At 44.6% G+C, this 21,545-nt stretch carries 32 protein-coding genes; 1 reads left to right on the top strand and 31 read right to left on the bottom strand.

What is annotated here, in order from left to right; genetic code table 11:
* From Q384_RS14515 to Q384_RS13285, 12 genes are all read right to left on the bottom strand, one after another.
* Positions 1-147 (bottom strand): transposase family protein (locus tag Q384_RS14515; RefSeq protein WP_425423480.1); only part of this gene is annotated, 147 nt, incomplete at its 3' end.
* A gap of 89 nt (positions 148-236) precedes the next feature.
* Positions 237-1,277, bottom strand: coding sequence for a hypothetical protein (locus tag Q384_RS07500; RefSeq protein WP_037586966.1), 1,041 nt, complete (start codon positions 1,275-1,277; stop codon positions 237-239).
* A gap of 73 nt (positions 1,278-1,350) precedes the next feature.
* Positions 1,351-2,457, bottom strand: a complete 1,107-nt coding sequence (gene virB11, locus Q384_RS07495; RefSeq protein ID WP_037586964.1) for a P-type DNA transfer ATPase VirB11 — start codon at positions 2,455-2,457, stop codon at positions 1,351-1,353.
* Positions 2,458-2,560: 103 nt separating this feature from the next.
* Complete coding sequence (locus Q384_RS12685) at positions 2,561-3,424, bottom strand: Fic/DOC family protein (protein WP_051940679.1); 864 nt, start codon at positions 3,422-3,424, stop codon at positions 2,561-2,563.
* A gap of 124 nt (positions 3,425-3,548) precedes the next feature.
* The gene (locus Q384_RS07485; RefSeq protein ID WP_037586978.1) at positions 3,549-3,761 is read right to left on the bottom strand and encodes an antitoxin VbhA family protein; all 213 of its coding nucleotides are present in this window, start codon (positions 3,759-3,761) and stop codon (positions 3,549-3,551) included.
* A 164-nt stretch (positions 3,762-3,925) separates the two neighbouring features.
* Positions 3,926-4,117 carry a hypothetical protein gene (locus tag Q384_RS07480; RefSeq protein WP_037586963.1) on the bottom strand — a complete coding sequence of 64 codons (192 nt, stop codon included), beginning with the start codon at positions 4,115-4,117 and terminating at the stop codon, positions 3,926-3,928.
* A gap of 149 nt (positions 4,118-4,266) precedes the next feature.
* Entirely contained in the window at positions 4,267-5,109 is an 843-nt protein-coding gene (locus Q384_RS07475) for a DNA adenine methylase (RefSeq protein WP_037586962.1), read from the bottom strand.
* A 65-nt stretch (positions 5,110-5,174) separates the two neighbouring features.
* A complete protein-coding gene (gene virB10, locus Q384_RS07470; RefSeq protein ID WP_037586961.1) occupies positions 5,175-6,407 on the bottom strand; it encodes a type IV secretion system protein VirB10 in 1,233 nt (410 codons plus the stop codon).
* An 11-nt stretch (positions 6,408-6,418) separates the two neighbouring features.
* Complete coding sequence (gene virB9 / locus Q384_RS07465; protein WP_051940676.1) at positions 6,419-7,291, bottom strand: P-type conjugative transfer protein VirB9; 873 nt, start codon at positions 7,289-7,291, stop codon at positions 6,419-6,421.
* Positions 7,292-7,301: 10 nt separating this feature from the next.
* A complete protein-coding gene (locus Q384_RS07460; RefSeq protein WP_037586960.1) occupies positions 7,302-8,021 on the bottom strand; it encodes a VirB8 family type IV secretion system protein in 720 nt (239 codons plus the stop codon).
* Positions 8,018-8,140, bottom strand: coding sequence for a hypothetical protein (locus tag Q384_RS14315; protein ID WP_281174518.1), 123 nt, complete (start codon positions 8,138-8,140; stop codon positions 8,018-8,020). Before Q384_RS14315 ends, Q384_RS07460 begins: the two co-directional genes overlap by 4 nt.
* A gap of 65 nt (positions 8,141-8,205) precedes the next feature.
* Positions 8,206-8,373 carry a hypothetical protein gene (locus tag Q384_RS13285; RefSeq protein WP_156956495.1) on the bottom strand — a complete coding sequence of 56 codons (168 nt, stop codon included), beginning with the start codon at positions 8,371-8,373 and terminating at the stop codon, positions 8,206-8,208.
* A gap of 14 nt (positions 8,374-8,387) precedes the next feature.
* On the opposite strand from Q384_RS13285, the gene Q384_RS07455 reads away from it, so the two are divergent.
* The gene (locus Q384_RS07455) at positions 8,388-8,858 is read left to right on the top strand and encodes a hypothetical protein (protein WP_037586959.1); all 471 of its coding nucleotides are present in this window, start codon (positions 8,388-8,390) and stop codon (positions 8,856-8,858) included.
* A 178-nt stretch (positions 8,859-9,036) separates the two neighbouring features.
* Here the strand turns inward: Q384_RS07455 and Q384_RS12680 are convergent, their stop codons facing one another.
* The 19 genes from Q384_RS12680 to Q384_RS07365 all read right to left on the bottom strand — a co-directional run.
* Positions 9,037-9,966, bottom strand: a complete 930-nt coding sequence (locus tag Q384_RS12680) for a BRO-N domain-containing protein (protein ID WP_051940674.1) — start codon at positions 9,964-9,966, stop codon at positions 9,037-9,039.
* A gap of 314 nt (positions 9,967-10,280) precedes the next feature.
* Positions 10,281-10,937 carry an ATPase gene (locus Q384_RS07445; protein ID WP_051940673.1) on the bottom strand — a complete coding sequence of 219 codons (657 nt, stop codon included), beginning with the start codon at positions 10,935-10,937 and terminating at the stop codon, positions 10,281-10,283.
* Positions 10,934-11,158: a hypothetical protein gene (locus Q384_RS07440; protein ID WP_037586958.1), complete on the bottom strand. Its 225-nt coding sequence runs from the start codon at positions 11,156-11,158 to the stop codon at positions 10,934-10,936. Before Q384_RS07440 ends, Q384_RS07445 begins: the two co-directional genes overlap by 4 nt.
* Complete coding sequence (locus tag Q384_RS14310) at positions 11,151-11,282, bottom strand: hypothetical protein (RefSeq protein ID WP_281174517.1); 132 nt, start codon at positions 11,280-11,282, stop codon at positions 11,151-11,153. The genes Q384_RS07440 and Q384_RS14310 overlap by 8 nt, the downstream gene beginning before the upstream one ends.
* A 214-nt stretch (positions 11,283-11,496) precedes the next feature.
* Complete coding sequence (locus tag Q384_RS13785; RefSeq protein WP_037586957.1) at positions 11,497-11,691, bottom strand: hypothetical protein; 195 nt, start codon at positions 11,689-11,691, stop codon at positions 11,497-11,499.
* Positions 11,692-12,606: a BRO-N domain-containing protein gene (locus tag Q384_RS12935; RefSeq protein WP_084224431.1), complete on the bottom strand. Its 915-nt coding sequence runs from the start codon at positions 12,604-12,606 to the stop codon at positions 11,692-11,694. It lies immediately after the preceding gene.
* Positions 12,607-12,911: 305 nt separating this feature from the next.
* Entirely contained in the window at positions 12,912-13,421 is a 510-nt protein-coding gene (locus tag Q384_RS07425) for a hypothetical protein (RefSeq protein WP_037586956.1), read from the bottom strand.
* A 189-nt stretch (positions 13,422-13,610) separates the two neighbouring features.
* The gene (locus Q384_RS07420) at positions 13,611-13,994 is read right to left on the bottom strand and encodes a HepT-like ribonuclease domain-containing protein (RefSeq protein ID WP_037586955.1); all 384 of its coding nucleotides are present in this window, start codon (positions 13,992-13,994) and stop codon (positions 13,611-13,613) included.
* Positions 13,991-14,281, bottom strand: a complete 291-nt coding sequence (locus Q384_RS07415; protein WP_037586954.1) for a nucleotidyltransferase family protein — start codon at positions 14,279-14,281, stop codon at positions 13,991-13,993. Before Q384_RS07415 ends, Q384_RS07420 begins: the two co-directional genes overlap by 4 nt.
* Entirely contained in the window at positions 14,278-14,517 is a 240-nt protein-coding gene (locus Q384_RS07410) for a hypothetical protein (protein ID WP_037586953.1), read from the bottom strand. The genes Q384_RS07415 and Q384_RS07410 overlap by 4 nt, the downstream gene beginning before the upstream one ends.
* A 45-nt stretch (positions 14,518-14,562) precedes the next feature.
* A complete protein-coding gene (locus Q384_RS07405; protein WP_037586952.1) occupies positions 14,563-14,760 on the bottom strand; it encodes a hypothetical protein in 198 nt (65 codons plus the stop codon).
* A 12-nt stretch (positions 14,761-14,772) separates the two neighbouring features.
* Positions 14,773-15,753: a TrbL/VirB6 family protein gene (locus tag Q384_RS07400; protein ID WP_051940670.1), complete on the bottom strand. Its 981-nt coding sequence runs from the start codon at positions 15,751-15,753 to the stop codon at positions 14,773-14,775.
* 43 nt (positions 15,754-15,796) lie between these two features.
* On the bottom strand, positions 15,797-16,471 hold the full coding sequence (locus Q384_RS07395) for a type IV secretion system protein (protein WP_169740846.1): 675 nt from the start codon (positions 16,469-16,471) through the stop codon (positions 15,797-15,799).
* Between the two features lie 61 nt (positions 16,472-16,532).
* Complete coding sequence (locus Q384_RS07390) at positions 16,533-19,016, bottom strand: VirB4 family type IV secretion/conjugal transfer ATPase (protein ID WP_051940666.1); 2,484 nt, start codon at positions 19,014-19,016, stop codon at positions 16,533-16,535.
* A complete protein-coding gene (locus tag Q384_RS07385) occupies positions 18,982-19,356 on the bottom strand; it encodes a VirB3 family type IV secretion system protein (RefSeq protein WP_051940664.1) in 375 nt (124 codons plus the stop codon). Before Q384_RS07385 ends, Q384_RS07390 begins: the two co-directional genes overlap by 35 nt.
* 92 nt (positions 19,357-19,448) lie before the next feature.
* Entirely contained in the window at positions 19,449-19,775 is a 327-nt protein-coding gene (locus Q384_RS07380; protein ID WP_051940663.1) for a TrbC/VirB2 family protein, read from the bottom strand.
* A gap of 152 nt (positions 19,776-19,927) precedes the next feature.
* A complete protein-coding gene (locus Q384_RS07375; RefSeq protein ID WP_037586950.1) occupies positions 19,928-20,209 on the bottom strand; it encodes a hypothetical protein in 282 nt (93 codons plus the stop codon).
* 12 nt (positions 20,210-20,221) lie between these two features.
* Positions 20,222-20,971, bottom strand: coding sequence for a lytic transglycosylase domain-containing protein (locus Q384_RS07370; RefSeq protein ID WP_051940660.1), 750 nt, complete (start codon positions 20,969-20,971; stop codon positions 20,222-20,224).
* 277 nt (positions 20,972-21,248) lie between these two features.
* Positions 21,249-21,545, bottom strand: a 297-nt coding sequence (locus tag Q384_RS07365) for an integrase core domain-containing protein (protein ID WP_037586949.1), incomplete at its 5' end; no start/stop codon positions are given.

Raw genomic sequence — 21,545 nt, 5'->3', positions numbered from 1 at the left:
AAACCATTCAATTTTTTCTTTTGCCCATTGCTCCATCTCAACAAAAGTATCCGCCCCTGCCAACGAGGCACATATGGCAATGGTTAAAATGGCAGGCAACGAGTAAGCAATTTTGTGTTTTCCGCGTGGATCTTTAATCTTTACCAATAAATCCAACAAATTATCTGTTTTTTCTATGATGAGTTTCTTTCTGATGAGAATAATTTATGGAAAATAATACACTATGGCTTAATTGATTAAAATGGTGAGAGAAAATTTTTCATGCGATTGCCCTGGGTGTCCAAAGCCGTCAGTGCATCACCAACATTATTGTGGTTGCTGCCTTGTACACTGTAATTTGGTGCAGAAACCGTACCGGTTGCGGCATCATAAGATGCGCCACCACCCAAATTGGCAGCAGTGCTGTTGCCCAGAGCATCAACATTACTGCCCAAGTCGGCAACGGCTTGGGTATCAATGCTGTTTAATGTGTTTTGAATTTGAGTGATGCTGGCAGTATTGGCATCTGCTTTGTTGTTCACCACTTTTAATTGACCGACATTGGCGGCATCGGTGTCAATTTCGCCGCCGGCGACACCGGTAATGCGGCGATACCCTCCTGTTGGACCAATATTTAATTCGCCATTTGCCTTTTGATTGGTTAAAAAGGATGCGTTATTGTTACGGTTGCCATTGGCTGATGAAGCATTTCCGAGCGCGATATTATTTGTACCATCAACCGATGAATTAGAACCCAGTGCCATTGAATTATTAGCGGCAAACGAAACTTTAGCGTTATAACCCAGTGCAACAGCAGAGTTGGCATCAACTGAGGACAGTGTACCCAATGCTATTGAACTGCTGGCATTGGCAAGTACATGAGCTTCATAACCCATGGCAACGCTGTTGAGTGATTGAGCAGCACTGTTTGTTCCAATGGCAATACTATTGATATTTGTTGTCGTTGAACCCCATCCGAGAGCAATTGAACCCGAACCCATTGCCGCTGCATCTGAACCAATGGCAATCAAAGATGCATCTCCTGTTGCCTGTGCGTGTAAGCCAATGGCAATATTTCCGGTATTACCCGGAGCAGAAGTTGTGGCTTGGGTAGCACAACCGATAGCCACATCATTAGAATGTGTCGCAGTGGCTTCCGTTAAGCAGCCGACACTGGTAAGAAAAACACCTGATCCCGCTGCCAATACATTTTGTGAAAACGCTAAAGCAATCATCACCGGCAATAGTTTCTTGCCGGTGATGTGCTTGTGGTGAGCTTGTGTTGCATTCTGATTCATAAAACTTCCTTTGTATGAACATAAAAAAACCGCCTGAACAGGCGGTTGGGGTGGGTGAAGCGGGTAAAAAACCTTAAAGCCGCCCTTGAACAGCACGGTATTTTTCGACTGGGTTGTAGTAGAGTTCGGTTAAACGGGTTTTTTCAAAAAAAGCCACGATGTCTATCGTGGCTTTAACGCTGTTGAGTATGTAGCTGTAATCCATTGTTTGCCCTGTGCTTGACTCCTTTGCCAGTTGTGCAATTCGTGCATGTACGCTGAGTGCGTCATTGGCGTGAACCGAAGTTAAGCCGCCTGGGTGTCCGGTGTTGAGTAAGCTCAAATAATCCCACGCTTCATCACCGCGCAATTCGGTGAGAAATACGCGATCGGGCTTTAAGCGCATACAGGCGGCAATCAGCATTTTTGCGGTAATGTGCTGCTTAAAAAACAGATGCACGTGGTTGGGGTGTTTGGGCAGGCTGAGTTCATGGGTGTCTTCTAAAGTAATAATACGGGTGTCTTCAGAAACCAAATCGGCAATCGCTTTGGTAAAGGTGGTTTTACCCGAGCCGGTGCCACCAACCATGCAAATGTTGAGTTTATGTGCCACAGCCAATTTAAAAAAGGTATCCATGTCGCGGTTGGCTTTGGCTGCCAGCATTTGATACTGCCAATCTGCCAGTGGTACATCATTTGGCAAACCCATTGAATCGGCTAAATCGCGGAAGTGTTTGCCGTTGATGTGATTGTCTTCAGTAACGGGTTTATCGGGATTCAGGCTGCCTGAAACATCGTTGAAATGAGTGATGCGTTCAGTCTCGATATAGTCGTTTAAACTAAAGCGGCTGTTTGAGGGTTTGCGCAGCGCAAAAACAAGTGTTTTATCTTCGCAGGAGGGCGGCATCATGAGGTGTCCGCGTTCGCCGTCGGGCAGTGTTACTGAGTGAATCGGCTCTTCAAAGCAGAGATGTTTGCTGTTGTATATCGCTAAAGCACTTGCCAGTTGTTCCAGTGATTTTAACGCCAAGCGTTCGTCTTCAATCCGTTCAAAGCCGCACCCAGCGTCAATAAAAACTTCGTTGGGGCGGTTGATAACGACTTCGGTAACGCCTTCGCGGTTTAAATATTCAGAGATGCCAAGCCGGTCCAGCATATTGCGGACGGTGGCATCGGGACGTATTGCAGTGTGTTGTGTCATACTTCAAAACTTTCAGGCATAAAAAAACCGCTTCGGTGAGCGGGCAGGTGTATTGGTTTATCAGAAAAAAAGGATAGGTTATTTGGCTTTCAGTGCTGAGTGTTTAACGGTCATAGTCGTAATCGTTGTTTTGCTGCTGTAAATCGGTTGATGTGTTGCTTTGCTCGCGCCGTTGTTTTTGTTCGGCAGCTTGCTGCTTTGGTGTTTGCAGCGGGTGTACCCAGCTGAATGCTTGCCCGTTCATGTCGTGCGAGGCGTTTTCATAAAAGTTGCGCATGGCTTCGGTGCGTGGTTTGTCTGCCAAACCGTTTAACAATTTCAGCATGTGCTGTTCGTAGTAGTTGAATTTGGCTTGGTTGATGCTGTCTAGTTGCTCGGCTTTTTTGTGGCAATGGGTTTTGGCAGCGGCGAGTTCATTATGAATTTGTTCATTTTCTTGCGATAAATATGCTATTTTCGCAAAAATTTTTTTGATCGGTTTAGTGTCAGGCGGATACGGAATAAGGTATTTTTGATCATTTTCGTTAATCAATTCCCCATATATGCTGCTGACCGCGCTTGCCATATTCCATTCGGTCGGACTTGTTTTGTTGTAATCCAAATCCACGCCTTGAATCTGTGCCAATTGTCTCATAAAAACCTGTAGACTGCGCCCGTTTCCCTCAGGAAATGGGTGAATGTGATTGGCTTCAATAAAAATATCCGTCAATGCTTCACATTTTTGCGCAAAGCTCAAATTTTCAGCATGAACAAAAGCATTCGTCTGCTTTTCTAAAGAAACCCAATCTGATTTAATGGCAGTAGGGTCGCTAAACACAGATACCAAACCGTTTCCCATTTCTTTTGAAAACGGCACAGTTCGAATTTTTCCTGCCCAATCATAGATGTCTTGGAATAAGTATTGATGAATGGCTTGTTGCCGCTCAAAACCAAATTTTTGGATATTAAGAATTTTTTTGTTATCCATAAGTTCGTCAATTCGAACGATAGTTATCTTATATTCTATATCTCTAAGATCATCTTTATTCGTAATACCAAGTTTATTATACAAAGCGCCGTTATCACCGATATATTGATTTTTTACCATAACCCTATATCCAAGTTCGTGATTCCGTAAAGCCATCAGCAGTTTTATATTTATTAGCATAATCAAGTAGTTCTTTGATTATTTGCGCTCTTGTTACCCGCCCGTCCAACAGTGCAGCATTAATTGCATGCCTATACTCAGTTGCTTCAAATCCTTCAAGCGCAAAAATAGCATCTGCTTGGCGCATGTTTTCTTTCATACGTTCAATTTCAGTCATGATATTTCCCTTAGATAAAAAATTCTGTAAATTATTAAAAGTAACCATTATACGCTGTTTTATCAATATTTTCCAGTGTATTTCAATACAAACCAATTGATTTTAAATAAATTATTATCTTTTTTCAGGCAACCTGGAATCTTTTTCAGGCAGCCTGTTCCGATCTATTCAAGCTGATTTTGCGCCTGCCGTCTCATGAATTTTTCTTTTTCTTGCCGAATTTTTTTCAGTCTACACTCCAGTTCGGCAATGCGCTTTTTATTGATACGGTAATTCTCAAGCCAACGTGATGCGAAATAAATCAAAAGATAAACCGAAAGAGAAATAAATAATACATCAATAATTATTAACCACATTGTTTTTCCTTTCATTGCTCAAAAATTTTGGGCGTAAAAAAACCGTTTCGGTGAGCGGGTGGGTGTGTTGATTTATCAGAAAAAAGGGGTTTAGGACTTGGCTTTATGTATGATATTTTTTGACGTTCTATGATTTCCTCCTCAATGACTCACCACTTGAAATGAGCCGGTGCAATATTTGTAATAACAAGTTCTTTCCCCCGCACAGTCCCGCCTGCATTATGAGTAATCTCATACTCTTTCATATAAAACCTCTTATAAAGGTCTCTGACAAGTGGGCAATCGTCATATGTGATTATCCAGGGATACTCCGCACCTAAGTGCTTGATAATGACCCGTTGAAGGTTTAGGTGGTTGTCCTCTGTGAAGAAATTGGTGTAAAGTTGGCTGCCTTTGACGACATATGGAGGGTCAATATTCAAAAACGTAGGTGATTTCATTTTTATTAGGATCATCCTAATGAGATAGCCAGCATCTTCATTGAAAAGCTTGATTTTGCTTTTCAGTTTGGCGATTGTTTTGATTTTGCTTTTGATGTCTTCCTTGTTAAATCGACTATCAATTTTATAGATTCCAGACTGGTCTAATCCGCCAATAGGCCCGCCTTTGATAACACCTGAAAAGTTAACCCTGTTTAGAAACAGCGTGGCAAACCCATCTGTGAGCGGGTCGGTGTTCATGTCTTTATACTTTTGCTTTTGCCGCTCACGTTCTTCAATGGTAATTGACGTATCAGTAATCAAACGTAATAACCCCTCGGTTTCATTCAAAACCGCATACCAAAAGTGATAAATGTGCGAATCATAGTCATTCAGTACAGCTGATGGGACAATGCCTTCACACAGCAAACCAATGCCTATTCCAAAGCCACCAGCAAACGGCTCAACATACGTTCTGTCGCAATGACCGTTGGCTATGATTAGGTTTTTGACTTTCTCATATATTTTCGATTTACCTCCCGGATATCGAAGCGGGGAAAGCGACTTAGTCATACCTAACCCCCCGCTTCATAAATTTTCTGAAAATGTTTTGCTCTACATTCATCTTGCTGCTTTCCTTAAAACACCCACGGATTCGGCACCAATTCATACACACCGCTGAAATCCACATCACGCGCTGCCATAATGTTCAGCACTGCACCTTGATTAACCGTCCCCGTCGGCGGGATATTGATGCTGTTTTTCAACGCTTCGGTTGCCATTTCTTGTGCCGCTTCGCTGCTGTTTTCATAGGTGATGCTGTTGTTATTACCGTTCATGCCCTGCTGCCGCTGTGTCAGGTTTTCGGCAACGTCGTTAATCAGGCTGATTAAAATCGCTCCGCCAAATCGCTGCCAAAAGTGGTAATTGATTTTGGCTTCATGTCCACCTTCGCCTAACGCACCGCTGCCCGGGCTGGCGATGTTGATTTTTACACCGTGCGGGGTTTCGATTTCGTTCCAGAGAACAAAGACACGGGCTTGTCCCTGCACCAATGCACTGGTTTGTTCACCGATAATCTTCGAGCCGCGTTCCAGCAACAATACTTTGCCGTTGGCTGAGTAAATGTCGCGGCTGATTTGGCAGCGGGTAAATCCGGGCTGAGTAGTAATAATCCGTGTTTCCAGCACACATTGAATATTTGTGCCTTTGGCTAACAGCAAATCACGATTACCGCGCTGCATCGCGCGAACGGTTGGTGTAGCGGTGGGATTGAGTTTGCCGCTGAAGCCGGTGCTGCCGCTGCTGTTACCAAAACCGCTGCTATCGGCAACATGCTGATTACTGCCTTCGGTATCGTTGCCGGCTGTTGTATTGCTGCGTTCAGCCAAAGGCAAAACCACTTCACCGCCCAAACGCCGCAAACGGTTTTCATCAATCGGGGCGGAAGCAGTGGCTTCGGGTTGTGCTTGAGCATGGTTAGGCATCATCTCATCAGACGGTACAGCTTCATTATCAGTGGTAGGTTCGGAAGTCGCGCCAAAATCCAAATCGGTGCTTGCCAGCTCGACCTTATCTTGGCTAAAGTCTTTTGGCTGGGTATTGCGTACCGCTTCGGCAACGGGTTTAGCCGTTTCTTCTTCGGTGTTGTCTTTTCCTGATGTCATCATGATAAGTCCGCCGACAATCAACATCACCGCAAGCAAGCCACCTGCCGCCAAGCCGACTTTACCCATATTCGACTTTTTACCGCTGTCTGCGTTTAAGGGTAAGCCCGCTTCAATGGTGTTGTCTTCCACCTTATCCGCCATGCTCGGTGTTGCGATTTGTGAGAAATCGCCTTTATCCTGTTTCTTTTTAAAAAATGCCATGATGTTGTCCTTTATTTGACGATACGTACCGTGCTGCTGTCGGCGGTGCCGGTACGGTTAAATTCACCGCTGTGGTAATTGCGGTTTTCCAGAGCCAACACCGATTTGCCTAAACGCAAAATAAACTGCGCAGCAATTTCATGAACAACAACGGTGTCTTTATCAATATGAACATTCACCAAAACTTCCGTGCCGTCGGGCAATACCCGATATACAGTAGGTAAATCTTTGGCGTTGTCAAAACGGAAATAGGTAAATCGTCCGTTGTCCCACGCTGAGGTTGGCGCAAGTGATTTGTCGCCATACGCCCAATAATCCAGATTACGCATTACGGCGTATTGATAAGTGGGGTTGTTTGCACCGTTGTTGGTTAAGGTTTCAATGGCTTTGGCAGTGCGTTCGGCTTCTTGGTTACGGGCGGCTTGAACGCTGTCGGGATAGGCAAAACGCAATAAATAAGTCGGTGCTTGTTTCGTCTTGCCAAGCAAAGACAAAGCAAAAACATAGGTTCTTTTATTGCTTTGAATAATCAGATTGGTTTCAGGTCGGCTGACTGTCGGTTTAAAAATGATGTTATTTCCTTGCACGGCAACTTTCCACGCTTCGGCATCACCCATGCCCAATAAAGCATTGTCGCCGCTGACGGTTTCACCTGCTTCCAGCTGTACCATAGACGCACTGCCGATTTTGCCGCGTATTCTGTAAACTTGGTCGGGGTGATACTCAACCACTTGTACCCGTGAATCTTTCCCCGCCGATTGCGGCAGGGTCTCGGCAACAACAGGCAAACAAAAAGCGGCAATGATTGCCGCTGTTGTTGCCTTGATTACCACTGCCGGCTGCCTGAAAATACGCGCCGCTAAAAATACTGACCATTGTTTCATTCATGCTCTCCTAAGGTGCGTTTTCCGGATCGACGCGGTAGCTCATTACCTGAAAACCCAGCGGATTAATCAGGCGGTCTTTTTCTGCCAGCGGCTGATCGCTGTATTCGTAAGCAATCGTGGCAATCAAAGGCTGCGGCGGAAAGGTGCGGCTGGTATCGCCTGAAATCGGTATCATTTTTTTGTCAAAACGCACCTGTGCGGTTGTGCCGATAAAGCTGATTGTTTTGATGTTCACAACGACTTTAAAAGCGTCCTTCAGGATTTTATGTGGGGCTTGTGGGTTATCGCTGTAAATCTTGGCAAATTCCTGCTGAATTGGCGGCGAAGACAACAACATGGTGGTGTCGTAGCTGTCTTGAATGGTTTGCCAATCGTAGCCCTCACGTTGACGGACGTATTGCGCCAGCCAATATTTATCAATCACTTCGCCGTAGGATTGTTCGCGTTGTTTTACGACGGTAACAATATCGGTAGCCCCGGTGTTGTTATCGACGCGAATCACAAACGGCTGCACTTGCTTTAACGGTGTCAGCCCGACAACGGCAACCACTGACAACGCAGTAATCACCAACGAACCAATGGCAATTCGCCACGCAATTTTGTTGGTTTTTTTAACCCGCTCAATTTCGGATTGTTCAAATGCAGCGGCGGCTTGAATAAACTGACGGGCGTTTTGCTTGGCTTTTTTGGCTTCGATTTGGTCGGTGTGGGTTAAATTCGGATTCATTGACTGTCCTTGGAAACGGCTTCGGTGTTAATCGGAAACGGTGTACCGTGCGGCTTGGGGGCTGAAGTGCAAGCCGTGAGCAGAGCGGAGGTGATGATGAGTAAGATTAGGGATTTCATGGGGTTTTAGGCTTTCTGAAAAAGTGAAAGGGCAATAAAAAAACCGCTCTTGGTTAAAAGCGGTTTTAAAGGCGGTGATGTTTTTTAGTACGGCGGCGTTCTTCCCAATGCCATAAAATACGGCAATACCATGAAAACAAGTGTCTGCGCCAAATCCAAAACAGGCAAAAAATTTCTAAGGTAATACAAATTGCATCGGTTAAAACGATAAAATGCAGTAATTCTTGGTTCATAAAGGCTCCTGATAATGACTTGGTTAGCGGCATTTGTTTCTGTGGCAGCGGCAGTGTTTTCAATTGCTACGGTATATGTTCAACAAAGACGATTGATTACGCCACCGATTGATATGCAAGTATTCCATTTGGCAGACGGTAAGCATACACAAGTGAAATTTCAATTTGGACGTTTGGCAAACCAGTCTTACACTTTGAGTTATATTTGGGTGATTGGTATCGCACCTGAAAAAATTGTAGCGGTTTCAAATGGAATTACTTCAAAGCCTAAAATGATTGACCCAAATTCTAAAGTGAATTTTGCCATTGATATTCAGGCTGCCATGTTTAATGTTGGTAATCAAAAATGCGCGTGTCAGTTGGTTTTAATTATGGAAAAGCCAAGAGAAACGACTGCATTACGAATTGGCTATAAAACCAGTTTTTTCCCTTTATATTCATGGCACGAATTAAAGGTCTTTCCTGACGATAGAATACAACTTTAAAAATAAAATATCGCAATAGACCATGCTAAAAAAGCAAGTAATGTCATTTGCACATACGGCAAAATTTCTGCCAGCAACATTAAAGTTTCGATTTCCATAGTAGGCTTCCTGAAAAAATGAAAGGGCAATAAAAAAAGCCTTTTTCCTGAAGAAAAAGGCTTGGGTAACTGGTTGGCATTTATACCGCTTGCAGCATCAGTTCATAACGGCGGCGTTCGTAGCATAATTTATGACACTCATTAGCCAGTTCTCGGGCGCGTTGGTCTATGGCATATTGTTCTTGCGGCGTGAGTTCACGGCGTGGGGCTGCTTTTTGTAAGAAGTAACCAAAACCTTCCAGTGGTGGTTTACCCATATACACGGGCTGAAACGGCAATTGCGGTTCTTGTCCTTGGTTGGCAAGAACACCGGCGATTGTCCAAACTGCCATGCGGTGATAAAAACCGCTGGCTTGTCCGTTGTGCGGACTTTCTTTTAATTTGACGTAATGCGCCACATACGGTGCAGAAAATTTAATGGCATAGTAGGCTTCTTCAGGATTGTGTTTTGCCAGTTCGACAATCTCTTCAAACCAAATTGCACCGATACCATAATTTTCATGCCAACTGTTTTCTCGGTCATAAGGCACATACCAGTTCAGTAAATCACCGTTTTCATCGCGCTTGGTAAACGATAAATCATCACGATTGCGTATCGGGCGGGTAATGCGCAAATGTTCAGGGAATTCGGGCTTTTGGGTTAAGCGTGGTCTGCCGCGTTTAGCGGGCGTTTTGTATTCACCGGTTTTGCGTAAACTGGGTAAGACTTCGGACGTTACCCATTTGCGAAAATTCATGGCTTCTTTTTTGCGGCTTTTAAAAATAGCATGATACAAACCGCTTTCGCTGATAATGGTAACACTCCTGTCTTGTTCTACACCGTTTTCAGACCTGATCCTCATATTGTGAGGGGCAGCTTCATCATCATCTAAAACACGAGTTAAATTAAAGGCTTCACGATAACCCAAAATTTCGGCAATTTCCGAAGCCACAAAGTAGGCTTCGCCGTCTTTATTGATAACTTGAATTTCCGTATTGTTGAAATTAAAAACTGAAATATTGTTTTTCATGGTGATATTCCCAGTGCAAGTTTAAAACTTACTCGCCCGTTGTCACGCGGGGGTGAGCAAGAACATACGGGGTGACAAACTGTGGCACTAGGAACACAGCCAGCCTTTCGGCTGCCCGTATGTCTTGCCCATAAAGTATCAACAGACAAAACAATAGCCGCTACGGCGGCATTGAATGCCCAATGCAAAACAGGTTGTCACGCCCGACCACTTGATTGAAAGCAGTGCGAGTATTAAAGCATATCTGTTTGTTTCAGGCAACAAAAAAGCCCGCAGGAAACAGCAGGCTTTTCGGTTTTTAATCATGTTCGTTTTTATCGTTCTATTTCATAATCATCATCACGTTCTTGTTCGTGGTTTATATTCACTGCTCCCTGTTGTTGTTTTTCAGGCAGCCTGATTGATTGCCTAAACCAATCAGGTAAATTTGAGCTGATGAATTTAGTGTTGCCATATTCCATATTGAGCAACAAACGATGATTTTTTCCGCTGTTATCCAAAATCAATACGCGATCACTGATGGCAATGGCTTGAGGCAAGTTCGCCAAACTGCGATCAAATCGCCGAAAGATATCCGCTTCGGGAACATCATGTCCGCCGAGTTTTACCCTCATTCCGACACGGGTATTGGACTGTGAAGCATCTTTTAACCCGACATAAACCAAATTGACTTTATAGCCCAGTTCTTTGGCTTTTTTCATCAGCTGTAGTTCATTTTTACCTGTAAGTGTGGTTTCAATCGCGAAAGAATTGTGTATTGCCAACAATTGTCTTCGTTGTTCAATGGCAACACGTCCTGCTTTGGCAATAATGGACACGTTATCACGTTGTTCAGGATTGACTTGGTAGGCAATATTATCAGGATTGATAACAGGTATGCGTTGTTGCACATGATGTTTGGCAACTAAGGTGGATTTGCCAGCACCATTAGGACCGGCGAATACCCATAATTGTGATTTTGTTATACTCATAAAATCCGAATAACCTCATCACCTTGTCTGGAAAAACGTACCAATTCACGGTGCCCATCAGGGTATTCTTTGATTTCCAAACCTGCGGGCGTATCGTCTTCACGATAATAAATCGGTTGCCCTGAAGCCAATATCTCATTGACAACTGAACTATCAGGCTGAGTATTGGCTAATTCTTGCCATAATTGTTCATGAGCAGATGTTGTTAAATGGTTATTCATCAAAATTCCTTTCCAAAGCGGCATTCAGCCACTGTGTTACTCTTTTTGCCTCCGGTTCAGGCATGTTGGAAATGGCGGTTTTTAATAAGGCATAAACCCGTTCTTTATCTGTTTGTGCGGGCATCCAGTCATCTAAATCATGCTAGGAATTCTTACACCCATTTTTGAGCTAAAGCAGACTTTGGGTGTAATCACGGCGGGGCTAAGCAGCAAAAAGCCCCAGTGCGAATGGGGCTTTTTGTAGTTAAGCCACCCCGGAAAGGAGTGGTTAGACAATGAAACTGTCCATCGCTATAGGCAAGTTTCGATTAACCGTCAAAATTGATGTTAGGGCTATCTTAGCGTTGATATTGCTGTTTAGTCAATAGAAACAAGCCAAAAACCAAAAAACGCAAGTTTCCGCCAGCCTTTCGAGGGTGGCGATTTTTCTTTACCTCTCCATTTCGTATTCCATAGCAGGCTTTCTGAAAAAATGAAAGGGCAATAAAAAAGCCTCTTTCCTGAAGAAAAAGGCTTGGGTAATTGGTTGGCATTTATACCGCTTGCAACATCAGTTCATAACGGCGGCGTTCGTAGCATAATTTATGACACTCATTAGCCAGCTCTCGGGCGCGTTGGTCTATGGCATATTGTTCTTGCGGTGTGAGTTCACGGCGCGGGGCGGCTTTTTGTAAAAAGTAATCAAAACCCTCCAGCGGTGGTTTACCCATATACACGGGCTGAAACGGCAATTGCGGTTCTTGTCCTTGGTTGGCAAGAATACCGGTGATTGTCCAAACCGCCATGCGGTGATAAAAACCGCTGGCTTGTCCGTTGTGCGGACTTTCTTTTAATTTGACGTAATGTGCCACATACGGTGCAGAAAATTTAATGGCATAGTAGGCTTCTTCAGGATTGTGTTTTGCCAGTTCGGCAATCTCTTCAAACCAAATCGCACCGATACCATAATTTTCATGCCAACTGTTTTCTCGGTCATAAGGCACATACCAGTTCAGTAAATCACCGTTTTCATCGCGTTTGGTAAACGATAAGTCATCACGATTGCGTATCGGGCGGGTAATGCGCAAATGTTCAGGGAACTCGGGCTTTTGGGTTAAGCGCGGTCTGCCGCGTTTGGCGGACGTTTTGTATTCGCCGGTTTTGCGTATGTTCGGCAAAACATCTTCCATCACCCATTGTTCAAACGGCTCTGCTTCGGGCTTGCGGGATTTGATAATCAGGCGATATAGATTGGGTTCATTGATGTAAACCATTTCTTGATTACCACTTTTGGTGGGGGTGTCGCGTTTCGCGACACCCTTGTCTTTGCAATGTTTAGAGACGGCATCTCGCGAATTTGAGTAGCCTAAAATATCGCAGACATCGTTTGCCAGAAACCAGATTTCGTTTTTATCATCGGTGAATGAGCGGATTTGGTTTTCTTGGAATGTTAAGATTGCATTTTGCACAGTAATACCCCTTACTCAAGGTTTTAAGTCCTTGCTTCTCATCGCCAAATGAGGTGAGCAAGGTCGTACGGGTTGGCGAACCGTAGAGTAAGTTACGGCACATCTTGCGATGTCCCATACGCCTTGCCCATAAAGAAGGAGGCTATGCAAAACAATAGCCGCGTCAGCGGCATTGTGTGCCTTACTCAGAAATAGGTCGCCAAACCCAGCTGCTTGTTGAAAGCAGTGCAAACATTAAAGCATATCTGTTTGTTTCAGGCAATAAAAAACACGCTTTCGGCGTGTTTTTCCTCTACTTAATTTGTTTACTTAAACAACGACACCTTGGCGTATGAAGATAAACCGTCAAGACTATCGCGAACGCAACAGAGTTCCTCTAAAGCCAGTACGTAAAAAATTCCGTTATCTCCCTTGCGAAATTTTCCTTTGTTTGGCACTTCATCGGCATAGGTGAAATACCATTCATCACAAATTTCTTCAGATTTACTCCCTACAAAAGCATACCAAAGATGGAGTTTTGTTAATTTGGAGAATTGGCTGGCAGCAGTCAATTCTCCATCTTCAGAAATGTTTACCGTTCTTGTACCGTTGGATTTGGAAAATGTATGATTCTTTACATCAACCGCGATCAAACCGGTTCCCGGTAAAAAAACCAGAAAATCAGGACGTTTTGCACCAATCTTTTTCAGGAAAGCTGAAAAATCTTTTTGGCTTTGTCGAACATAAATATAGGGATAATTATTTCGGTCAAGCCATGCAGCAAATAATTTTTCCCCTATCTCCCCTTTCTTCTTTTTAAAAAATTGCTCGGACATGATTTCGCTTTCCTCGGTAAAAACACGAATATAGCAAACCCGTTTTATTCAGACAACCAAAATACCATTAGCTTCCAGAAGTTGGGGAATCATGTATTCGAGTTTCATGAGTAGGCTTTCTGAAAAAATGAAAGGGCAATAAAAAAGCCTCTTTTCTGAAGAAAAAGGCTTGGAATAGATTTGCGGTACTTATCGCTCTATTTCATAATCATCATCACGCTCTTGCGTTTGTGCCGTAATTTGCTCTAATTTTTGCAATAAATCGGGCAAATTCTGCACTGTTGTTTCCCATACCGTGTGAAAGTTAATTTCAAAATAGCCGTGTGCAATGCGATTGCGCATACCGCGCATGGCTTGCCACGGGATTTCAGGGTATTTTGCTATAAACTCAGGGCATTGTTCACAAATCCTGGCTGCGGATTCACCAATAACCACCAAACTCATGGCAACTGCTTGCTGGGTGCGCTCATCTTCCATAAAATCGGTTTCAGTTAAACCCTCTATGAAAGAAACGGCACGAAATGCCGCATCTTTCATATAACCCAAATAATCGACGGCTCTATTTTCTTTCATATGGGTTTGGCTTCCTGTAATACTTGTTGGCGAAATTTCGGCGGCAAGTCTTGTGGTGTGAGCAAATCTACCGACACCCCCAGTAAAGTTTGCAGTTCATATTGCAAGCCGCCCAAATCAAACAATGTAGTACGTGCTTCAGTATCCACCAACAAATCCAAATCGCTGTTTTCGGTATCTGTACCGTGAAGCGCAGAACCAAACACACGCGGATTACTGACCCGATGGCGTTGAACGGCTTGCAAAATACTTTGCCGATGTAGTCTCAGGCTTTCAGAGGGTTTCATTTTGATTCTGCTTTTTCTTGTTGCTGATGCTTTTTCATTGCCTCTCTCATTTCTTCTGGGTATAAATGATTGCAGGCAGCAGCCATCTTTTCAGGCTCTCTGATGTTTACATTTTTATTCATACATATTTCGTATTCCGTGTATTCCTTGGTTACTCGCTTTCTTCTTTCTTCTTCACTTTCGCCGCAACCAACGGTGATAAAACTGAGTAATATCAGTGTCCAATATTTCTTCATGCTTAAAATTTCCTTTGTTGGGTTGATTTAATACAGAAGCGGAGTTTAGTCTCGATTTTTCCGACGATCATCAACAATAACCACCGGATAGCCTTTGGGTGCCAATAAAATACAAATCACGGTAAAAGCGATATACCCTAAAACGGCAAAACCATAATTGCCTTGCTCAATCACACCGAAAAACTCCAACATAGGCAGACCGAAAAACAAAAATGCGGTAACCAATAGCCATAATTTAAACATGTTTTGCTCCTTTTATTTAGAGGAAATACTGCCGCCGTCTTTACTGCCAAAATACTTCATTGGGTTTAACGACGATGTTTTGATACCGCCGCCGGTTTGTATCACAGAACGCAACACGCCACCTGCGGAAGCACCTGCGCCGCCTGTTAATGCCCCTGCAATGCTTGGGATATTCCATGCTACCACTATAAAAATAATCGTTGAAGCAGCCAGCATAAAAATATACGACATAAACAGGATTTCATTGACCTGATTACTAATACCGTTGGTTCCGGTTAGAATTTCCATTAAACTACTCATGTGTTGGCTAAACACATTGTTTTGAATGGAACCTAAGATTGTATAGAAACATATGGTTACTGCATAGTTTAAAATCTGCCCGATCCAGTTCATGCCCCATTGCCGTGTGGCGGGAAACAGCATGCAACCCAGAAATAAGGGACCAATTACCAACACCATAGCCAGCGATAATTTCGCGACCAGATAAAAAGCCAAGGTGAACGACAGGAAAATACCGCCGAAAAACCAGATGACGATGGCAACGATGCGAGCGTTCAAATAGATACCCATAGACTTAATGGGCTCCAGAATGGTCCTCTGTTCGTCGGTACTTGCCAAAAATTTGCCGATAACATCACTCAAAGCAGTAAACTGCGCATCCAATGCGTTGGCTGTGTATTCAGTAAAACCGAACATATTGACCAAATCTTCAGGCAGCCCGTAGGCTGCCATGGCAATTTTGGCGTACATACCCGCATTAAAAGCGCAAGCGATCACCACCAGCCAGCCAATCATGCGCTTGGCAAAGTCCACGATATTTTCATCAACTCCCCGTCCATAAGCATTGATTACCCACAACAAAACATAAACGCCAAATCCTGCCGTAAACGCGGGGGTTATCCCCGCGATCAGATTGGCAGATTTGGCAATTAAGTTCGCACCCATGCCGTCTATCAACATGTTCGTCATATCCGCGAACGCAGTACCTGCCATAATGTTCTCCTTAAAAATATCCGTGCATGGGTGCTTTACTTAATTACTGGCAAGCGGCAAAGTTTTTATCACCCAGATGTTTCGCTAAACAAATTTGGCGGGATTCATACTGTTGGGTAGCTATTTTTCGCTCCAACTCAAACATCTTCTGCATCATATCCAGCTTCATCTGCTGTGCCTGAAATACTGCCAGCTTCGCGGTGATTTTTCCCTGCAAATCTGCCGAAGCCTTTAAGTCGGACGTGGTACCGACTTCGTTCATCAATGACTGCATATCACGCAAGTTATTTCTCATTTCGTTGAACATCTTCTCAGTTTGCTGCTTATTGGCAAATAGGGCTTTTGCCGCGTCTTCAGGGGTATAGGTTGTGCCTTTCATAATGTCTTTATAACTGCCGACATTGATTGACGCGAGTTCTTTCCATTCAGCCGGCAGCTCATCTTTTACCATATTCACCACTTGCCCAACATTGCGTACCCCCGATACTGCTTTAACTTGTGCTTTCAGCTCGGCAATCTGGTGGATTTGGTTGTCGATTTGCTCTTTCATATTTAACAATGATTGCAGCGCATTTGCCGCTGCTGCACCGTCAAAAGTGGGAATGCCCGAAGCCATGACAATGGGGCTGCTCATCATCAGGCTGCCTGAAAGACAAGCGGCAAGAGCGAGGTGTTTGAATACGAGTTTACAGCGTTTCATGCGTTTCATGCGTTTCATGGTAATGCTCCTTATGGATACAAAAAAGCCCGTCAAATCCATTGACGGGCTGGTTACAAAATTAAATTAAGGCTTTGGCTTTAGCCTTACGGCTCGTGGTTCGCTCTCGTACTGCTTCCACAAACGGCTGATACCATTGTTGCACATCATTACTATGTTTCGCCATGATTTTATGCAGCAACTCCACAGTCTCCGATGAACCGCTCAAGAACGGCATTTCATCGTTGAAGCCATATAAATCCAACATCGCGAATGCCGACTGTTTGGATTGTTTCACTAAGAAGGTGCGGCTCTCCACCGACAGCTTCACCAATTCACTGTACTCTTTACTGTTTAAGCCGCACAGCTCATAGCTGCCCTCATAGCGGGCATCTGGGTTGGGCAGAAAGATCTTGGTCGGTGTTTGCTGGACGATTGCGGGAAATACTGGGCAATGAATGGCATCTTCAGGTGATTGACTCACCAACACCAACCAGCCCCCCAATTTGCGGTCAGTTTTGAGAATTTTTAGCATGATTTCTTGTAGTGCTTCAAACCGTGCTGCATACCAGAACTCTTCAATAATGGTGGCTAAAATCCCACCGTCGGCGGCAATACGTTCCATCATCAAACTTCTGAGGTGAAACATATACGCCAACACCGGACCCGTAGGCGGGTAGTTGTCTTTGAGAATATCGGTTAAATCAAAACCAACCCGAAAGAAGTCATCTGGATTAAACAGATTTTTCTCATTATCCAAACACCATGCAAACCGTCCGCCTTGTCCGCCCTCGCTTCTGCACCATTTTTCCAAACGTACCCGAAGCGAGTTTGGATCGTTGATAATCGGAATGCTTTGTAGCAAATGGCTGAAATTGCGCAATTCAAAATCCAGAACCAGCACCGCATCAACCGCTGCAACGATTTCTTTCTCTTCAGCAGCAGTGAGTTTGCCGTCTCTGTCCGCGCCGCACATGCCCACCAGTGTATAAAGAAAATCACGGTTTTTTGGGGTATCGGGCAGTTGGAAAGGGTTTAAGCCCGTTGGTTTTCCTGCTTCCAAGCTGAAGTAAGAGCCACCAATTCCTCGGATAAAAATCTCCATGCCGCGATCTAAATCCATGGCAAATAACGCAGGGTTGAAGCGTTCGGCAAATGCCAGAATGGATGTTTGCAAGGTCGTTTTACCCGTACCGGTTGCCCCCAGTATCAGTGTATGCCCTGCAATTTTATGACCACGATTGTCTTCGCCGTCTTTCGTAAAATGAAAGTTGAAGTCAAAAATAGTCTTGCTGACGGTTTGCATCGGCATGACAGCCGAGCCGTCGCCCAGAGGATTGCCGTACTTCTTACCGTGGCTGTAGTTGTGTATCCCAAATGTGGTGGCAAGATTAATACTGGTTTTCGGGAAGCTGCGCGGACGCTCGCGGCTGCCCGGTACTTGGCTGAAATAGCTGGACGGTGCAGAAAAGCCGCTTTTGGTGAAACGAAACGCGCCGCTGCTTAAAAAGGCAGAAGTGGCTTTGGAACCGTTTTGCGCCGCTTCCGCTGCGGTTTTGCCATACACAATTAAGGCAGCATGATAATCGCCAAACATGATTTCACCGGCGGTTAAACCACCTTGGGCATGTTCCAGTTCTGCCATTTGGTGGTGTGCTTTATCACCTGCCGAATTCAGGTTATTAACCTGCCGATGTATCTTGCCTTGCATATCGTAGCTGTTGATAAATATCAGCGATTGCGTCAGAGTAAATTCAAAGGGCAGGGTTAGCACGGGTGCCAAAATCTTTGGTTTACTGATGCCGAAATCTTTCAGGTCAAATGCTTGGGCAAATTTTCTGGGTGCGTGGTCGGGGCGGATTTCAAATACGTCCGAACCGAAGTGCAAATCGGCATTGCCGATAACCTGATATGCAGCGGTTTCTGTTAAAGGTTGTGGGGTGCGGCAAGTGTTAATCAGCTTGCCGATAAATTCATACACTTCTGAAAACGACAACGGATAATCCAATGCCGCATATTGCGGCGGCGTTCCTTCTTTGCCGTCATCAATCCGAGTGCCGCCCACGTGATACAGTCCGAGCAAACTTGGGTCATACACTTCCAAGCTCTTCAGCATCATCGAAGACAATTCCTCACATTCTTTGACGCCGCTTTTGATGTCCTCGCTTTTTAGCACCACGCTCAAGTAAAAAATGTTTTCAAAATAATCCTTTTCGGCAAAGCGGGACAAATATTTATCGGCAAATTGGCGGCAAAACGGATTACTGAATTGATAATTGCGGTTGAAGTCAATTTTTTGGCGTTGTAAGGTTGCCCACAGTGCCAAACGGTTATCACCGCTTTTGCCCAGTGCAGTGAACAGGTTTTGCAAGCCGATAAAGTGCGTCAGTAATTGATTGTCGTCCACACCATCAAACGGCAAGCCTTCCATTTTGATGACAAACATCATGTGGCCCGTGTTGTACCACACGAAATGGTCAGTAACATGTTGGCTGATTTTGGGCAGAAAATCGGCTTGGGCGGGTTGAATTTTAAGAATTCTTCTCAAAAAATCGCTGATAATCATCGAACTGTCTTCCGTATTTGGTGGACAAAATGGTGGTGGTGCTGTTGAACAGTTGTGCGTTTTTACGGCGGAAAAACCACTTCACTTCAGCAGCAATTTTGCGCATCGCTTGGGTGTCGCTGGCACAAATGGTTTTTAAAAACAGCAATACCGGTAAACACAAGCCGAACAGCAGCAGTCCCGATAAACCGACAAACTGCATCGCAATCAAGGCAAGCAAGGTTGCCGCGCCGATACACATGCCGAAAGCGACAATCGGTATCCCGAAAAACATGGCTTCACGCGCCAATGCGTTGTAAGCGGAGTATTCGGTGTTGATGTTGGTGGATTCTTCAGCCATAACGGGCTTCCTGAAAAAATGAAAGGCAACGAAAAAAGCAAAGGCGGGGCGATGCCCGTCTATGCCGATAAGCGCAAACAGTAAAATACCGCTTAGAAGCTAATAGCCCCGCCGCTTTTGAACAACCATTCCGCAAGTGCCAATGCACACGCCGCACCGACAATCCACGCACAGGTCTGGAAAATATCCGCCCATTCTTTACGCCCCATAAAACCTTGTGCGAATTGCCACATCAACGAAATGCCCGCCACCACACCGATAATGATCTTGAGTGCGGAACTGATGTTGGTGAGCATGCCTTTGGCTTCGGTTTCCAAACCTGCCGCCATAGCGGCTGATGACAGCAGACACGCCGCCAACATCAAACCCCAGCGGGCAGTTTGTTGATAAGCGGTTACAGGGTTATTGCTTGCGTTCATTAAGAACTCCTTATTGTTTTAAACAGAAAAAATGCCGAATACCCAAGGGCAAACGGCAGACACAAAAAACCGCCTTGAGGTCATCAAAGCGGTTTGGTGGTTTTCAGGCAGCCGAAGAAGGGTGGCGGCTGCCTGAAAAATAGAGCGAGACTTTACACAGCGAGTGTGCTTGTCTCAGGTGTGGGTATGGCGGTTACTCTGCCGTTTAAATAAGCCACTTGTTTTTCAGCGGCTTCATAATCAAAAAAACATTCCACGGCATGAAATGTACCGCCGGGTAAAAAGTAACCAATCACGTGTGAAACATCATCAGGTACATTAACCATATCGGCATGGCTTAAATCCAATTGCCGGAACAGCTCGGTTTCAACGGCAACATAACAACCAATCAGCAAAAAAGGGGTTTTCACAGGGATTTTCACAGGGATTTTCATTATTCGTATCCTTTAGAAGTCAGCAAAAACGTCCCATGCCGAACGCGGTTTATCGGTATTGGCATCTTGCTCAACGACAGAACTTTTAACCCTGACAGCAGCTTTTGTTTTATTCAGGCTGCTTGAAACTTTGGCTGGCACCGCAATCGGCACGGAACTGTCCGGCGCAGGTACTTTAATTGTCTGCTCTGCCGAATTTGTCGTTGCGGCCAGCATCACTTTTTTTACATACGAGGGCTGACCCGGAAAATCCTGTGTAAAGCCAAAGCGGAAATTACCGCTGTAGTAACAACTGAATGCTTTTTGCAATGCCGTTTGGGTGATGCGCCCCGCTTCGGCACGGGTAAAACAATCGGTTAGAATTTTTGCACCCACCGCTAGGTTTTTGCATGGATTAAACACAGTTTCATAATCTAATCCGTATTTGGGCAGATTGAACTTATTCACCTGCATCAGTCCCATGCTGAAATTCTTGCCGGCAGCGTGTAATGCTTTGGCAGCACTAACGGCTTCCACATGATTGCGCGGCTGACGCGGCAGCGCACCCTTAACCACGCCAATGGCATAAGGGTTGAAACCGCTTTCAACACGAGCAATTGCTTGTAATGTATGCGGGTGAACGTTTGGTGCGCATTGTTTTGCCAGTTCATTAAACAAAACCCGCTGTGAGGCAGCGGGTGGGTGGTAGACAGCAGTTTGTACGTTGGCGTGAGCAAATATCGGGAATAGCAGCCACGCGCTGGATAAAATAGTTTTCATCATGTTTATGTCCAAAATAAAAAACGATTGGTTAATCACCCTCAATTATTAAAGGACAATCAACTAATCGTTTTTGCAAATTCAGCGTGTGCCGAATTTGTGCCTGAACCACCCTGTATCACCCTGTATGTGATGGTGTATGCGGGCATCACATGTTATATAAATCAAATGGTTATTTTTTAAATATGGGACTTGAAAACCGTCGAGGGTTTGTCCCCTCCGTGAGTTCGAATCTCACCGCTTCCGCCATAAAATGATTGATATGTAAGAATTACCCGCGTTATTTACACTTTTCATCAAAATAAAAATATTTCTCTAGTACCTCGTATGGTGTCGCCCCGTTAAGTGATTTATGGGGCTTCACCGTATTGTAGTAGTTGATGAAGCGATTTAGCTCCAGCTTTCGATGCTCACTGTCCTGAAAGCGTGTTTTATCGTGCCACATCTGCATCAACGTCCTGATAACCCGCTCTGCCTTACCATTGGTCTGTGGGCGGGCAACTCGGGTAAATTTTTGATTGATGCGATGTTCTGTACAGACAATTTTGAAAGCATGTTCCGGCGTTCCCTTGTATTC

It is taken from the genome of Stenoxybacter acetivorans DSM 19021 (genome assembly GCF_000745895.1).
In the GTDB taxonomy this organism is placed as follows: domain Bacteria; phylum Pseudomonadota; class Gammaproteobacteria; order Burkholderiales; family Neisseriaceae; genus Stenoxybacter; species Stenoxybacter acetivorans.
Note: the sequence above shows the minus strand (reverse complement) of the source record. Positions and strands in the feature narration are given on the sequence as shown.

Excerpts from the sequence above, each read along its gene's own strand:
- Q384_RS07500 (WP_037586966.1), bottom strand. The coding sequence starts at position 1,277 with ATGAATCAGAATGCAACACAAGCTCACCACAAGCACATCACCGGCAAG.
- Q384_RS07405 (WP_037586952.1), bottom strand. The coding sequence starts at position 14,760 with ATGTTTAAATTATGGCTATTGGTTACCGCATTTTTGTTTTTCGGTCTG.
- Q384_RS07380 (WP_051940663.1), bottom strand. The coding sequence starts at position 19,775 with ATGAACGCAAGCAATAACCCTGTAACCGCTTATCAACAAACTGCCCGC.
- Q384_RS07375 (WP_037586950.1), bottom strand. The coding sequence starts at position 20,209 with ATGAAAATCCCTGTGAAAATCCCTGTGAAAACCCCTTTTTTGCTGATT.
- Q384_RS12685 (WP_051940679.1), bottom strand. The coding sequence starts at position 3,424 with ATGGATAACAAAAAAATTCTTAATATCCAAAAATTTGGTTTTGAGCGG.
- Q384_RS07400 (WP_051940670.1), bottom strand. The coding sequence starts at position 15,753 with ATGGCAGGTACTGCGTTCGCGGATATGACGAACATGTTGATAGACGGC.
- Q384_RS07425 (WP_037586956.1), bottom strand. The coding sequence starts at position 13,421 with ATGTCCGAGCAATTTTTTAAAAAGAAGAAAGGGGAGATAGGGGAAAAA.
- Q384_RS07455 (WP_037586959.1), top strand. The coding sequence starts at position 8,388 with ATGACTTGGTTAGCGGCATTTGTTTCTGTGGCAGCGGCAGTGTTTTCA.
- Q384_RS13285 (WP_156956495.1), bottom strand. The coding sequence starts at position 8,373 with ATGAACCAAGAATTACTGCATTTTATCGTTTTAACCGATGCAATTTGT.
- Q384_RS07370 (WP_051940660.1), bottom strand. The coding sequence starts at position 20,971 with ATGATGAAAACTATTTTATCCAGCGCGTGGCTGCTATTCCCGATATTT.
- Q384_RS07460 (WP_037586960.1), bottom strand. The coding sequence starts at position 8,021 with ATGAATCCGAATTTAACCCACACCGACCAAATCGAAGCCAAAAAAGCC.
- virB10 (WP_037586961.1), bottom strand. The coding sequence starts at position 6,407 with ATGGCATTTTTTAAAAAGAAACAGGATAAAGGCGATTTCTCACAAATC.
- Q384_RS07445 (WP_051940673.1), bottom strand. The coding sequence starts at position 10,937 with ATGAGTATAACAAAATCACAATTATGGGTATTCGCCGGTCCTAATGGT.
- virB9 (WP_051940676.1), bottom strand. The coding sequence starts at position 7,291 with ATGAAACAATGGTCAGTATTTTTAGCGGCGCGTATTTTCAGGCAGCCG.
- Q384_RS14310 (WP_281174517.1), bottom strand. The coding sequence starts at position 11,282 with ATGCCCGCACAAACAGATAAAGAACGGGTTTATGCCTTATTAAAAACC.
- Q384_RS07480 (WP_037586963.1), bottom strand. The coding sequence starts at position 4,117 with ATGTGGTTAATAATTATTGATGTATTATTTATTTCTCTTTCGGTTTAT.
- Q384_RS13785 (WP_037586957.1), bottom strand. The coding sequence starts at position 11,691 with ATGCCAACCAATTACCCAAGCCTTTTTCTTCAGGAAAGAGGCTTTTTT.
- Q384_RS07440 (WP_037586958.1), bottom strand. The coding sequence starts at position 11,158 with ATGAATAACCATTTAACAACATCTGCTCATGAACAATTATGGCAAGAA.
- Q384_RS07385 (WP_051940664.1), bottom strand. The coding sequence starts at position 19,356 with ATGGCTGAAGAATCCACCAACATCAACACCGAATACTCCGCTTACAAC.
- Q384_RS12680 (WP_051940674.1), bottom strand. The coding sequence starts at position 9,966 with ATGAAAAACAATATTTCAGTTTTTAATTTCAACAATACGGAAATTCAA.
- Q384_RS14315 (WP_281174518.1), bottom strand. The coding sequence starts at position 8,140 with ATGAAATCCCTAATCTTACTCATCATCACCTCCGCTCTGCTCACGGCT.
- Q384_RS07415 (WP_037586954.1), bottom strand. The coding sequence starts at position 14,281 with ATGAAACCCTCTGAAAGCCTGAGACTACATCGGCAAAGTATTTTGCAA.
- Q384_RS07410 (WP_037586953.1), bottom strand. The coding sequence starts at position 14,517 with ATGAAGAAATATTGGACACTGATATTACTCAGTTTTATCACCGTTGGT.
- Q384_RS07390 (WP_051940666.1), bottom strand. The coding sequence starts at position 19,016 with ATGATTATCAGCGATTTTTTGAGAAGAATTCTTAAAATTCAACCCGCC.
- Q384_RS07420 (WP_037586955.1), bottom strand. The coding sequence starts at position 13,994 with ATGAAAGAAAATAGAGCCGTCGATTATTTGGGTTATATGAAAGATGCG.
- virB11 (WP_037586964.1), bottom strand. The coding sequence starts at position 2,457 with ATGACACAACACACTGCAATACGTCCCGATGCCACCGTCCGCAATATG.
- Q384_RS07485 (WP_037586978.1), bottom strand. The coding sequence starts at position 3,761 with ATGACTGAAATTGAACGTATGAAAGAAAACATGCGCCAAGCAGATGCT.
- Q384_RS07395 (WP_169740846.1), bottom strand. The coding sequence starts at position 16,471 with ATGAAACGCATGAAACGCATGAAACGCTGTAAACTCGTATTCAAACAC.
- Q384_RS07475 (WP_037586962.1), bottom strand. The coding sequence starts at position 5,109 with ATGACTAAGTCGCTTTCCCCGCTTCGATATCCGGGAGGTAAATCGAAA.